The sequence below is a fragment of the Paracoccus albus genome, from assembly GCF_027913035.1.
In the GTDB taxonomy this organism is placed as follows: domain Bacteria; phylum Pseudomonadota; class Alphaproteobacteria; order Rhodobacterales; family Rhodobacteraceae; genus Paracoccus; species Paracoccus albus.
This window is the reverse complement of record NZ_CP115775.1, coordinates 726,566-740,132: the sequence shown is the minus strand read 5'-3', so window position 1 is coordinate 740,132 and position 13,567 is coordinate 726,566. Positions and strand designations below refer to the sequence as shown.

General features: G+C 59.8%; 13 protein-coding genes. 11 read left to right on the top strand and 2 right to left on the bottom strand.

Annotated elements, in window-relative coordinates; genetic code table 11:
• Positions 1-29: 29 nt before the first annotated feature.
• On the bottom strand, positions 30-614 hold the full coding sequence (locus PAF20_RS03700) for a LabA-like NYN domain-containing protein (protein WP_271073248.1): 585 nt from the start codon (positions 612-614) through the stop codon (positions 30-32).
• Positions 615-690: 76 nt separating this feature from the next.
• Between PAF20_RS03700 and folK the strand changes: the two genes are divergently transcribed.
• From folK to PAF20_RS03670, 6 genes are all read left to right on the top strand, one after another.
• Positions 691-1,320 carry a 2-amino-4-hydroxy-6-hydroxymethyldihydropteridine diphosphokinase gene (gene folK / locus PAF20_RS03695; RefSeq protein WP_271072396.1) on the top strand — a complete coding sequence of 210 codons (630 nt, stop codon included), beginning with the start codon at positions 691-693 and terminating at the stop codon, positions 1,318-1,320.
• Positions 1,321-1,327: 7 nt separating this feature from the next.
• Positions 1,328-1,684, top strand: a complete 357-nt coding sequence (gene rpoZ, locus PAF20_RS03690; protein WP_271072395.1) for a DNA-directed RNA polymerase subunit omega — start codon at positions 1,328-1,330, stop codon at positions 1,682-1,684.
• A 19-nt stretch (positions 1,685-1,703) separates the two neighbouring features.
• Positions 1,704-3,830, top strand: coding sequence for a RelA/SpoT family protein (locus PAF20_RS03685; RefSeq protein ID WP_271072394.1), 2,127 nt, complete (start codon positions 1,704-1,706; stop codon positions 3,828-3,830).
• Positions 3,831-3,875: 45 nt separating this feature from the next.
• Positions 3,876-4,601 carry a DUF2062 domain-containing protein gene (locus PAF20_RS03680; protein ID WP_271072393.1) on the top strand — a complete coding sequence of 242 codons (726 nt, stop codon included), beginning with the start codon at positions 3,876-3,878 and terminating at the stop codon, positions 4,599-4,601.
• Between the two features lie 213 nt (positions 4,602-4,814).
• A complete protein-coding gene (locus tag PAF20_RS03675; RefSeq protein ID WP_271072392.1) occupies positions 4,815-6,377 on the top strand; it encodes a 2-isopropylmalate synthase in 1,563 nt (520 codons plus the stop codon).
• A 57-nt stretch (positions 6,378-6,434) separates the two neighbouring features.
• Positions 6,435-6,785 carry a hypothetical protein gene (locus PAF20_RS03670; protein WP_271072391.1) on the top strand — a complete coding sequence of 117 codons (351 nt, stop codon included), beginning with the start codon at positions 6,435-6,437 and terminating at the stop codon, positions 6,783-6,785.
• Here PAF20_RS03670 and PAF20_RS03665 read toward each other — a convergent pair.
• A complete protein-coding gene (locus PAF20_RS03665) occupies positions 6,780-7,616 on the bottom strand; it encodes a glycosyltransferase (protein ID WP_271073247.1) in 837 nt (278 codons plus the stop codon). The genes PAF20_RS03670 and PAF20_RS03665 overlap by 6 nt on opposite strands.
• A gap of 257 nt (positions 7,617-7,873) precedes the next feature.
• On the opposite strand from PAF20_RS03665, the gene PAF20_RS03660 reads away from it, so the two are divergent.
• The 5 genes from PAF20_RS03660 to rodA are packed head-to-tail and all read left to right on the top strand — an operon-like array spanning position 7,874 to position 13,474.
• Entirely contained in the window at positions 7,874-8,908 is a 1,035-nt protein-coding gene (locus tag PAF20_RS03660) for a rod shape-determining protein (protein ID WP_271073246.1), read from the top strand.
• 15 nt (positions 8,909-8,923) lie between these two features.
• Entirely contained in the window at positions 8,924-9,862 is a 939-nt protein-coding gene (gene mreC, locus PAF20_RS03655) for a rod shape-determining protein MreC (RefSeq protein WP_271072390.1), read from the top strand.
• Positions 9,859-10,389, top strand: coding sequence for a rod shape-determining protein MreD (locus PAF20_RS03650; protein WP_271072389.1), 531 nt, complete (start codon positions 9,859-9,861; stop codon positions 10,387-10,389). The genes mreC and PAF20_RS03650 overlap by 4 nt, the downstream gene beginning before the upstream one ends.
• Complete coding sequence (gene mrdA, locus PAF20_RS03645) at positions 10,389-12,335, top strand: penicillin-binding protein 2 (RefSeq protein ID WP_271072388.1); 1,947 nt, start codon at positions 10,389-10,391, stop codon at positions 12,333-12,335. The genes PAF20_RS03650 and mrdA overlap by 1 nt, the downstream gene beginning before the upstream one ends.
• Positions 12,335-13,474 (top strand): rod shape-determining protein RodA, encoded by a 1,140-nt coding sequence (gene rodA, locus PAF20_RS03640; protein ID WP_271072387.1) that lies wholly within the window; start codon positions 12,335-12,337, stop codon positions 13,472-13,474. Before mrdA ends, rodA begins: the two co-directional genes overlap by 1 nt.
• Positions 13,475-13,567 lie beyond the last annotated feature (93 nt).

The following is a 13,567-nucleotide window of genomic DNA, read 5'->3' as shown; positions in this document are numbered from 1 at the left end:
TGCCCCTGCGTTTGCCGCAGGGGTAATTTTCAGGTTTCTCGCACCGGCTCCGGCTGCGCCAGTTCGCGCGGTGGAGCAGACACTTCTCTCGGTGGGCGCCCGATGACATCGCGCAATGCGTCCAGTTCGATGAAGTTGTCGGCCTGGCGACGCAGTTCGTCGGCTATCATCGGAGGCTGGCTGCGAGTTGTCGAAACAACGGAAACGCGCACGCCCTGACGTTGCAGGGCCTCAACCAGTGGGCGGAAATCGCCATCGCCGGAAAACAGGACCGCGTGATCCATGCGTTGCGCAAGCTCCATAGCATCGACGGTAAGCTCGATATCCATGTTGCCTTTTATTTTCCGACGCCCGACAGCGTCGGTATATTCTTTCGCCGATTTGGTGACCAAGGCGTAGCCGTTATATTGCAGCCAATCTACCAGAGGTCGTATCGGAGAATATTCTTCATTCTCCAGCAGTGCGGTGTAGTAATATGCCCTAAGCAACTTTCCGCGGCGTTCAAATTCCTGCCGCAACAACTTGTAGTCGATATCGAAGCCCAGGGACTTCGCCGCCGCATATAGATTCGCACCATCTATAAACAGGGCGAGGCGATCATCCTTATAGAACACGTAGTCTCCCTCGACACTCCTCGACAGGGGTGTCAAAATGTAATTGCAAGCACTGGAAACGATTGCCGAAACCAGAATGTCGTTAAATTTAGCCCTGATAGGCCTTGGCGCAAACTTGTCTTCTTCGGCAGGTTCTCCGGCTCACTCATTACGATTCGCGCTACGGTTGATTAGCAGGGAAGCGGGCCTGACGCTAGCGTCGGTGTCAAAAATTTACCTAACGGCAGCTTTTCCCGCCGGCAGCGGGCCGGACTATGCGAATGCCTGCGCGGCGCTGCGCACTTCCCTTTCCCCGGACGAAGTGCTTGGCGTGCTGCATCGCATCGAGGCGGAGATGGGCCGGCACCGTGACGGCACGCGATGGGGCGCGAGACCGATTGATATCGACCTGCTGGCGATGGGCGACACGATAGCGCCGGATGCTGCCGTTCATGACGGGTGGCGGACATTGCCGCTTGAAAAGCAAATGCAGACCGCGCCCGACCGGCTGGTTTTGCCGCATCCGCGGCTTCAGGACCGCGCATTCGTGCTGATACCGCTGTCGGACATTGCCGGGGGCTGGCGTCACCCGCGCACCGGCCTGACGGTCCATCAGATGCTGGAAAGGCTGCCCACCGGGGATCGCGCCGGAATACGGGTTTTGCTTGACATTTCGCCCGACGTTGACCAAGTAACCGGTTCCGCCCTTTCTGATTCGAACCGATAGGTGATTCATGGCCCGCGTGACCGTCGAAGACTGCGTTGATAAAGTTCCGAACCGCTTCGACCTTGTAATGCTTGCGTCGCATCGTGCCCGCGAAATCGCAACCGGCAGCCCGCTGAGCGTTGAGCGTGACAATGACAAGAATCCTGTCGTTGCCCTGCGTGAGATCGCCGATGAAACCCAGCAGATCGACGATCTGCGCGAACGGATGATCGAATCCAGCCAGACCCAGATCGAGGTCGATGAGCCGGAAGAAGATGCCATGGCGCTTCTGCTTGGGGCCGAGGTTGACCGTCCGAAGCCCGCCGATGAAGAATCGGAAGAGAAAATGCTTCGCATGATGCTGGAAGCGAACGAGCGCGGCTGAGCGGGGAGCGGGGCTTCGATTGGATAAGTTCGACGTCGAAGACCTTCTTGCGCTGATCCGAAATTACAATCCGCGCACAGATGAAGACCTGATCCGCCGGTCGTTTGAATACGGCCAGCGGATGCACGAGGGCCAGTTCCGCCATTCCGGAGAGCCCTATTTCACCCATCCCATCGCCGTTGCCGCCATCCTCACCGAAATGCGGCTGGATGATGCGACGCTGGTAACGGCACTTCTGCACGACACGATCGAGGATACGCGCTCTACCTGGACAGAGGTGTCCGAGAAATTCGGGCGCGAGATTGCCGATCTGGTCGATGGCGTTACCAAGCTGACCAATCTGGAACTGTCGGGCGCGCATTCCAAGCAGGCCGAAAATTTCCGTAAGCTTTTCATGGCCATGACGCGCGATCTTCGCGTGATCCTGGTCAAGCTGGCCGACCGGCTGCACAATATGCGCACGATCCGGGCGATGAAACCGGAAAAGCAGGTAAAGAAGGCACGCGAAACGATGGACATCTATGCGCCGCTGGCCGGTCGCATGGGTATGCAGTGGATGCGCGAAGAACTTGAAGATCTGGCCTTCAAGGTCATCAATCCCGAAGCCCGCAACTCTATCATCCGACGCTTTCTGACGCTGCAAAAGGAATCCGGCGATGTGATCGCGCAGATCACCAAGGATATCCGCACGGAACTGGACCGCGAAGGGATCGAGGCCAATGTCTATGGCCGCGCCAAACGACCCTTCAGCGTCTGGCGGAAGATGCAGGAAAAGCAACTGACCTTCTCTCGGCTGTCGGACATTTACGGCTTTCGTGTGATCGTTGGCACGGAAAGTGAATGTTACCGCGCGCTCGGTCTGATCCACCGGCGTTGGCGGGCGGTTCCGGGCCGCTTCAAGGATTACATCAGCCAGCCGAAAACAAACGGCTACCGCTCGATACACACCACTGTCACGGGACGCGATGGCAAGCGGGTCGAGGTGCAGATACGCACCCGCCAGATGCACGAGGTTGCCGAGGCCGGGGTTGCGGCACATTGGGCCTATCGCGACGGCGTACGCTCGACCAACCCTTTCGCCGTCGATCCGGCGGAATGGATCGCGCAGTTGAACGAAAGACTGGGTGGAGAGGATCACGACGAATTTCTGGAACACGTCAAGCTGGAGATGTATTCCGATCAGGTCTTCATCTTCACACCGAAGGGCGACGTGATCCAGTTGCCGAAAGGCGCAACCCCGATCGACTTTGCCTATACAATTCACACGCGGATCGGCAACAGCACCGTCGGCGCCAAGGTCGACGGCATTCGCGTGCCTTTGTGGACCCGGCTCAAGAATGGGCAATTGGTTGAGATCATCACAGCCGCCGGTCAGCGTCCGCAGGCAGCATGGCTGGAGATCGTGCAGACCGGACGCGCCAAGGCCGCAATCCGGCGTTCGCTGCGCGAAGAGGATCGCGCGCGGCTGATCCGGCTTGGCGCGGAACTGGTGCGCATCAGCTTTGAACATCACGGCAGGCGTGTCACCGACAAGGCCCTGCGCACTGCTGCCAATAAGCTGGCCCTGCCCGATTCAGATGAGTTGCTGGCGCGGATCGGTTGCGCTGAAATGTCGGCGCAGGACGTTTTGACGACCCTTTACCCCGAACTCAGTACGCATAAGGAAACCGTCGATCCGTCTCGTCCCGTCGCGGGGCTGGAGGTCGATCAGACACTCGGCCGCGCGCATTGCTGCCAGCCCATTCCCGGAGAGCGGATTGTCGGCATCACCTATCGCGGGCGCGGCATCATCATTCATTCCATCGACTGTCCGGCGCTTGCCCAACTGGACAGCGAAGAGGATCTGAAGCGTTGGGTCGATCTGCAATGGCGAGAAGGTCGTCACCCGCCCGCCTATGCCGTCACCCTGTCGGTGACGATTCGCCATGATGCGGGCGTGCTTGGCCGGATATGCACATTGATCGGCAGTCAGGGGGCGAATATCTCGAATTTGGTGTTTGTTGACCGCAAACCCGATTTCTACCGACTGGAAATCGAGGTTGAACTGCACGGAAGTGATCAGCTTCACGCTTTGTTAACGGCACTTGAGGCAGAGTCGGATGTGGCGCAGGTCACGCGCCTGCTGCGTCCGGAACTCGCCCCCTAGCGCCGCGTTGGTGACAATTCTCAGGCAGTCGTTGATATTCGATCCATGTTCAAGCGCCGAAAGCCCCGCAGCTATTCCCAGATCGCGACCGAACTGATCTATCCGCGCGGCGGCTGGCTGCGCGCGGGTCAGTATGTGCTGTACCGGCTGCGGAGGCTGCCGGACCAGCCGCATAAGATCGGGCGCGGGGTCGCCGTCGGCGTGTTTGTGTCGTTCACCCCGCTGCACGGCCTGCATTTCCTGATTGCCGCTGTGATTTCCTGGCTCATCGGTGGGAATATTCTGGCTTCGCTTCTGGCGACCTTTGTCGGCAACCCGATCACCTTCCCCTTCATCGCTTATTCGTCGACCTGGCTGGGGCGAGAGATCCTCGGCACTCATGGCTATCTGTCGCCGAAGATGATCCTGAACGAGTTCGCGGACGCCACGACGCAGCTTTGGCGCAACATTCACGCCGCGTTCGGGCCGGAAACGGCGCATTGGGATCAGTTGCGGTCCTTTTTCTACGATGTGTATCTGCCCTATCTCGTCGGCGGCCTGATTCTGGGTACGTTCGCCGCCATCGCCGCGCATTACATGACAGTCCCTGTGATCCGCGCCTATCACCGCAGGCGCGCCAGAAAGCTGGCCGCGCGGATCGAGAAAATCCGGACAGGCGGGACGCAATCGGGCGCACCACCTGTTCGCACCCGAAAAGTTCGAGCGACGGAGAGTCGCACCGAAGCCAACAGTGTCAAACCGTCCACGCCTGCGCCTGTCGACAAAAAATAAGGGCTTTTCATCACCGCAAGCGCTTGTATAGTCACGCACATGACCCGGACGCGACACATCGCACCCTACCGCAACGCGCAGACTGGCGCGTCGTTTGCCGTGAACCTCCGCGGTCTGCTTCTTCTTACGCTGCGCTGAGCGGGTCCTGCCGGGCCGCCGCTCAGTCAGGCCAAGCGCCCGGCCCCTGACACATTCAGCAAAAGAAGCACGACAATGACCGACAAGAACCGCGTATATATCTTCGACACCACCCTGCGCGACGGTGAGCAATCGCCCGGCGCCACCATGTCCCATTCCGAAAAGCTGGAGATCGCCTCTATGCTGGACGAGATGGGCGTGGACATTATCGAGGCCGGATTCCCCATCGCATCTGAAGGTGATTTCAAGGCCGTATCAGAGATTGCGCAGCAATCGAAGAACAGCGTGATCTGCGGGCTGGCGCGGGCGCAACTGCCCGATATCGACCGCTGCTGGGAAGCGATCAAGCACGCGAAACGGCCGCGCATTCACACCTTCATCGGCACCTCGCCCCTGCATCGCGCCATCCCGAATCTGGACATGGACCAGATGGCCGAGCGGATCGAGCAGACCGTGACCCATGCCCGCAACCTGTGCGACAATGTACAATGGTCCCCAATGGATGCCACACGGACAGAGCATGATTACCTGTGCCGGGTCGTCGAAATCGCGATCAAATGCGGTGCCACGACGATCAACATCCCTGACACGGTGGGCTATACCGCACCCAAGGAAAGCGCCGATCTGATCCGTATGCTGATCGAGCGCGTTCCCGGCGCGGATGAGATCATCTTTGCCACGCATTGCCACAACGATCTGGGCATGGCGACGGCGAACTCTCTTGCGGCAGTCGAGGCCGGGGCGCGTCAGATCGAATGCACGATAAACGGGCTGGGTGAGCGTGCGGGTAATACGGCGCTTGAAGAAGTCGTGATGGCGATGCGGGTGCGCAATGACATCATGCCCTTCGATACCGGCATCGACACGACAAAAATCATGGGGATCAGCCGCCGCGTCGCGCAGGTTTCCGGCTTTGCGGTTCAATATAACAAGGCCATCGTCGGCAAGAACGCCTTCCTGCACGAATCCGGTATCCATCAGGACGGCGTGCTGAAAAACGTCGAGACGTTCGAGATCATGAAGCCCGCCGATATCGGTCTGAACGAAAATAACATCGTCATGGGCAAGCATTCGGGCCGCGCGGCGCTGCGTTCCAAGCTGTCCGATCTGGGCTATGAAGTGGGCGACAACCAGCTGAAGGACCTGTTCGTGCGCTTCAAGGCTTTGGCCGACCGCAAGAAAGAGGTCTATGACGAGGATATCGTCGCGCTGATGCAGGACAGCGCCGCCAATACCGAGTATGACTATCTGCAGGTCAAACATCTGCGCGTCGTCTGCGGCAGCGATGGGCAGTCAGCCGATCTTACGCTGATCGTTGATGGTGAAGAAAAGACGGCAGCGACCACAGGCGATGGCCCGGTCGATGCGGTGTTCAACGCTGTGACAGAGATCTACCCGCATCAGGCTGTGCTGCAACTCTATCAAGTTCATGCCGTGACCGAAGGGACGGATGCACAGGCCACTGTTTCGGTAAGGATGGAGGAGGAAGGCCGGATTGCCACCGGGCAGGCCGCCGATACCGACACGATCCTCGCCTCTGTCAAAGCTTATGTCGGTGCGCTGAACCGGCTGAGGGCCCGCCGCGAGGCCATCGGCAAGGATGGCGATGCCAAGCAGGTCAGCATGTACTCGCACTGAAAACTTCAAGCGCCGCCCATCCGAGGCGGCGCTTTCATTTTTGATGAGGCATATTTTATGAAACTATTGCGCATTGCCGCCTTCGTGATCGCAGGCGTTACCGCCTTTCTCATGCTCGCAGGGTCGCACCCGCCCGAATTCATGGTCGCCGATGCCATCGTCGTTGCATTACTGGTTATCGGCGGTGCGCTTCCACAGGCCCGGATGTCACTGCCCTTGATGCTGGCGGGATTTGCCTTCGCGCTCGGCGTCTTTGTTGTCGCATTTGGCGCGGCGGCATTTGCAGGTGAACCGGCATTGCCGTTGCTTGCTGGGATCCTCGGCTGTGCTGCCGGATCCCTGCTTGCGGGACTGATGATGGCCGGGGCGCTCGCAGGCGTGGACGTCAGCGCAACAAGACGCTCATGATTCCGGGGTCAGCATAAAGCTGAGGTCCTGACCCAGCAGGAACGGAAAATCGTCTTCGATCAGCCGTTCAAACCCCTCAGGATCAAGTGCGACATGCCGTCTGTCCCAGTTGCCCTGCGCGCGCGGGGCGGAATCGCCCTCATCCCAGCGAAGCTGCACATAGTTCAGGTTCTGCACCTCGCTGAAAGCTGTCAGATGGCGGGGAAGGTCAAAATGGTTGCGGGAATAGATTGAACGTGCCGCAGAGCTGAAACGGGCAGCGGCACCCGCGCTGCCGAATATCTGCTTGGCCGCCCAATAGCTGAGCGGTTCATTGGCATAGCTTCGGACGATCAGGCCGCCCGCCATGCTGATCGCCATACCGTCGATGCCATCGAAACGGCGCATACAGGCGCGAAGCCGGGCGATGTAGTGCCTGCTGAGCGTATCGTCATCGTCAATGCGAAACTGCATGACCGGACCACCAGCAGCTTCCGCAGCCTGTTCCAGTGCATCAGCCAATGCGCTATCGGTGACGCGCTCATCCGAAGTGAGGACGCGCATCTGCGGCACGGCGTTGCAAAGCAATTGCAGACGTTCCATCGCCTGCCCCGGCAATTCGGGCGAGGTCAGCAACCAAAGTTCGAAATCCTGATCGGTCTGGGCGCGAACCCAAGGCAGAAACACGGTCTCAAAGGCCGCAAACCGACGCGCGAGACGTTCAGGCGCGTAGATCAGCTTCGCCTGTTTCTCCAGCAGCGCCGGATAAACTGCTTTTGATCCGCGCATACCGATCCAATCACCGCGCCCCAGAAAGGAAAAACGGCAAATTCCCACGATCTTGTCATTCATTAGTGGCACTGTATTCAATCTTGCGGGCACATTCGCGGACTAGTTATGCCCGGCACGGCTTGCGTGGCAACCAGTTCGAACATCTCGCCGGAACGCTGCGCAACCTCTCGCCACAAGCCAATAATAGCTGGAAAGAGGGCTTTCACGATGTGCCTTCGCCTTTTATATGGGGCGACGCGCTGCACCGGCGACGATTCCCCGCAGCGCCCGGATTCATATGGACAGACCGGATCAACCGGCACGAAAAGGATACAGGCATGGCGTTCTTCGGGCTGTTTTCGACGGACATAGCGATTGACCTCGGGACGGCAAATACGCTCGTCTACGTTAAGGGCAAAGGCATCATTCTGAATGAACCTTCGGTCGTGGCTTATCACGTCAAGGACGGCAAGAAGCAGGTGCTGGCGGTGGGTGAGGACGCCAAGCTTATGCTCGGCCGCACGCCGGGCAGCATCGAGGCGATCCGGCCGATGCGCGAAGGTGTCATTGCCGATTTTGACAGCGCCGAGGAGATGATCAAGACCTTCATCAAGAAGGTTTTCAAGCGGACCACATTCTCGAAGCCCAAGATCATCGTCTGCGTCCCGCATGGCGCGACCCCTGTCGAAAAGCGAGCGATCCGGCAGTCTGTTCTTTCCGCAGGTGCGCGCAAGGCCGGGCTGATTGCCGAACCAATTGCGGCGGCGATCGGGGCGGGCATGCCCATCACCGAACCAACCGGCAGTATGATTGTCGACATTGGCGGCGGCACGACCGAAGTGGCCGTGCTTTCGCTGGGTGATGTAGTCTATGCGCGCTCGGTCCGGATCGGCGGCGACCGGATGGATGAGGCGATCATCAACTATCTGCGCCGCAATCATAACCTGCTGATCGGCGATCAGACGGCAGAGCGGGTCAAGACATCGATCGGGACGGCGCGGATGCCCGATGACGGGCGCGGTGCAACGCTGGCCGTGCGTGGCCGCGATCTTCTGAATGGCGTCCCGCGTGAGCTGGAGATTACCCAGGCGATGGTTGCCGAGGCCCTTGCCGAACCCGTTCAGCAGATTTGCGAGGCGGTGATGGTGGCCCTTGAAGCGACACCCCCTGATCTGGCCGCCGATATTGTTGACCGCGGCGTGATGCTGACCGGCGGCGGTGCCATGCTGGGCGAGCTGGATCTGGCACTGCGCGAGCAGACCGGGCTTTCGATTTCGATTGCCGATCAACCGATGAGCTGCGTGGCTCTCGGCACCGGCAAGGCGCTTGAGTTCGAAAAGCAGCTGCGCCACGTCATCGATTACGACAGTTAAGGCGGGGCTGGCGCGATGGCCCGCAAGGGTTACGATTTTGCCACCCCGGTTCGCCGTATCCTGATCGGCCTGCTTGGTCTTTTTCTGCTGGCCCTGTTTCTGTTCTGGCGCATCGACAGCCCACGGGCAGAGGCGATGCGTTCGGACTTTATCGACCGCTTCGTCCCAAGCTTCGAATGGGCGATGACGCCGGTCACGCGCGTGACGCGTATGGTGTCCAGCCTGCAAAGCTATTCGCGCATCTATGAACAAAATCAGGAATTGCGCCGCGAACTGCGCGAGATGGAGCGTTGGAAAGAAGCAGCAGTCCAGCTGGAGCAGGAAAACGCAAAACTTCTGGCGCAGAATAACGTCAGCCTGGACCCGGCGCTGACCTCGATTACCGGGGTTGTTCTGACTGACAGCGGCACTGCCTTCCGGCGATCGGTTCTTCTGAATGTCGGACGGCGCGATGGTGTCGTTGATGGCTGGGCGGTCATGGACGGTCTGGGGCTGGTCGGCCGCATCTCTGGCGTGGGCAATCAGACCAGCCGTGTGATTCTGCTGACCGATCCGTCATCACGTATACCGGTCATGGTACAGCCATCGGGCGAAAATGCGCTGCTGACCGGTGACAACTCCACCCTGCCGACGCTCGACTTCATCGAGCGGCCGGAGAACGTGCGCCCCGGTGACCGCGTGATAAGCTCTGGCGACGGCGGCGTCTTTCCGCCTGATATCCTGATCGGACAGGTGGTTGAGGACAGCGATGGCCGGTTACGCCTGCGCATGGCTGCCGATTACGGTCGGTTGGAGTTCCTGCGCGTGCTTCGCAGCCACCCCGCAGAGCGACTTCAGGATGGCGGCGCACTGATCCTTCCGCCAGAGCCGGGCCTGATCGGTCCGCAAATGCCGCCTGCCCCGGCGGCGCGACCTGATCCCGCCGCCAATGCCCGCGGCACCGCCCCGACATGAACGACATCGTCAAACGCCGGAAGATTGTGGCGACAGCCGGATATATCGGCATCGGCCTTGTTGCCCTGTTCTTCCGTCTCATGCCACTCAACCCCGGTGAGCCCGGCTTGCCCGGACCCGATATTATGCTTGCCCTGACCCTTGCATGGGTTCTGCGCAGGCCCGATCAACTGCCCGTCGCAATCATTGTCGCATTGTCGCTTATCGGGGACTTTCTGCTGGATCGCCCCATCGGCTTGTGGAGCTTTTTCGTTCTGGTCGCGACGGAGATGTTGCGGCCACGCAGCCAGCGTTGGGCCGATCAGGCATTTGTGTTTGAATGGATGCGGGTCGGCGCCCTTATTGGCTTGATGCTGATCGGCTACAGGCTGATTATGATGCTGTTCCTGCTGCCCGTTCCCCCGCTGGCACCTGTGATGCTACAATGGCTGGCAACGGTCGCAGCCTACCCGGTTGTCGTGCTGGCGCTGCATATGATTGGCATACGCAGGCTTTCTGCGGCAGAGATTGAAATGATGGTGCATTAATGCGCAAATCACCAAAGGATATTATCGACAGCGCACGGATGATCTCTCGTCGCGGGGTGATGCTGGGGATCATTCAGGCGGGCGTGATCGGCACATTGGCATGGCGGCTGCGGTCGATGCAGATCGAACATGCGGACGAATATCGCCTGCTTTCAGACGACAACTCGATCAAATTCCGCCTTCTGCCCCCGGTGCGCGGCCTGATCCACGACCGCAATGGCATTGTCATCGCCGGGAATGAGCAGAATTACCGCGCCACAATCACCCGCGAACTGTCGGGCGATGTCGAACAGGTTGTGGCGAAGCTGCGGATGCTGGTTTCGATGTCGGACGAGGAGACGCAGGAATTGCTGGACACCATCAGCAAGCGCAGCGCGGCCACGCCGGTCAGCATTGGCGATCATCTTAGCTGGGACGAATTCAGCTCTATCGCCGTGAATGCACCCGCCCTGCCCGGCGTGCTGCCTGAATCGGTTTTGTCGCGGGTTTATCCGCGCGACGGCGATTTTGCTCATGTGCTTGGTTATGTAGGCCGCGTTTCGGACTATGACCTTTCGAAGATGGAAGACCCCGACCCCGTCCTGATGTTGCCCGAGTTTCAGTTCGGCAAGGTCGGCGTCGAAAGCAAGCTGGAGCCGGTCCTGCGCGGCAAGGCCGGTATTCGCAAGGTCGAGGTCAATGCCGCCGGTCGAGAAATGCGCGAACTGTCCCGGCAAGAGGGTCAGCAGGGTGCAACTGTCCAGATGACGCTGGATACCGGTCTGCAGAACTATGCCGTGCAACGGATGGGCGAAGAATCCTCTGCTGCGGTGGTCATCGATGTGACCAATGGTGACATTCTGGCCATCGCCTCTAACCCGGTTTTCGATCCCAACCTGTTCGTGCGCGGCATATCTTCGGCCGACTACAAGGCCCTGATGGAGCATGACCATCGCCCGCTGGCCGACAAGACCGTGCAGGGTCTCTATCCGCCGGGATCAACTTTCAAGATGGTCACCCTGATGGCCGGTCTTGAATCCGGGGTCATCAACGCAGGCAGCCGCTTTTTCTGCAATGGCGGGCTGGATGTCGCGGGCCGGCGCTTTCACTGCCACAGTCGTGGCGGGCATGGCCATGTCGATGCGGTTCAGAGCCTGCAGAAATCCTGCGACGTCTATTATTACGAACTCTCCCGCGCAGTCGGCATCGATCGCATCGCAGAAATGGCCCGACGGCTGGGGATTGGTGTTGAACATGACCTGCCCATGTCCGCTGTCGCCACCGGCATCGCACCGGACCGGGCATGGAAGCAGGAACGTTACGACCAGCCCTGGGTGATAGGCGATTCGCTCAACGCCTCGATCGGTCAGGGTTTTGTGCTTGCATCGCCCTTGCAACTGGCGGTGATGACAGCGCGCGTCGCCACCGGGCGAGAGGTCAAGCCGCGCCTCGTCCGTGCCATCGACGGCGTGCCGGAGCCGGTAGCCGAATTTGCCGATCTGGGCCTGACACCAGCCCATCTGCGCACCGCTCAGCGTGGGATGGACGCGGTCATGAACGCAACAGGCGGAACGGGGGCACGCTCTCGGATCGTTACCGAGGAATGGCGCATGGCCGGCAAGACCGGCACCAGCCAAGTCCGCAACATTACCGCGGCCGAGCGCGCGCGCGGCGTCACACGTAACGAACAGCTTCCGTGGAACCGCCGCGACCACGCGCTGTTCGTCTGTTACGCGCCGTTTGACGCGCCGAAATATGCGGTGGCTGTCGTCGTCGAACACGGCGGTGGCGGATCAGCGGTGGCGGCACCGGTGGCACGCGACATCATGCTTTATGCCCTGGCGGGCGGTGTCCCGCCCCTGAGCGCCTATCCCGACGGGCAACGCGGGCAGATAGAAGAAATGCACCGCAACATGCGCCTGATTGCGCCGGTCGCGACATCTGGCGGCGCAAGGACGCGCGCCTGATGAGCTATCTTGATTATAAGGTCGCAGAGACGCCGCGCGGGATAAGCAAGCTGTTCAATCTTAACTGGCCGTTGATATTTCTGCTTGCCGCCGTTGCCTCCTGCGGGTTCCTGATGCTCTATTCCGTGGCAGGCGGAGATATCGAGACTTGGGCCCGCCCGCAGATGGAACGTTTTGCCGTCGGCATGATCGCCATGATCGCGCTTGGCTTCGTTCCGATCTGGTTCTGGCGCGGCATTTCCGTCTTTGCCTATTTTGCCTGCGTTTTGCTGCTGGTGGCCGTGGATTTGTTCGGCGATGTCGGTATGGGCGCACAACGCTGGCTGGATCTAGGCCCGATCAGGCTGCAACCGTCAGAGCTGATGAAGATCGCCCTGGTCCTGTTGCTGGCCGCTTACTACGACTGGCTGGACCTGAACAAAGTGTCCCGCCCGCTCTGGGTCCTGATCCCTGTCGTGCTTATCCTGATCCCGACGGCACTTGTGCTGCAGCAGCCTGACCTTGGGACTTCGCTATTGCTGTTGATGGGTGGTGGTATCGTCATGTTCGCGGCCGGAGTCAGCCTTTGGTATTTCGGAGCGGTGATCGCGGCGGGTGTCGGACTGGTATGGACGGTTCTGGAAAGCCGTGGGCAGCCCTGGCAGCTTCTGCACGACTATCAGTTCCGCCGCATCGACACCTTTCTTGATCCGACGCAGGACCCACAAGGCGCGGGCTATAACATCATACAGGCGCAGATTGCGCTCGGTTCCGGTGGCTGGTCCGGTCGCGGCTTCATGGAAGGCACCCAATCGCGGCTTAACTTCCTGCCGGAAAAGCACACTGATTTCATCTTCACGACGCTGGCGGAAGAGTTCGGCTTTGTCGGCGCCGGATCACTGCTGTTGCTTTATGCGCTGATTATCGGCTTCTGCCTCTACTCGGCACTGACCAACCGCGACCGCTTTGCCAGCCTGTTGACCATCGGCATCGCTGGCACGTTCTTCCTTTTCTTTTCGATCAACATGGCGATGGTCATGGGCCTCTTGCCGGTTGTGGGTGTGCCTTTGCCTTTGGTCAGCTATGGCGGGACGGCGATGATGATCCTGCTGATGGCCTTCGGCATGGTTCAGTCGGCGCATGTCCACCGGCCACGGTGAAGGACGCATTCACTGCTGCCTCGTTTTCAGCCGAGGTTTTCTCGGGCGGCCATGCAGGCTAGAAACAAGGTGAGCTTTACGATTTCGGAGCAG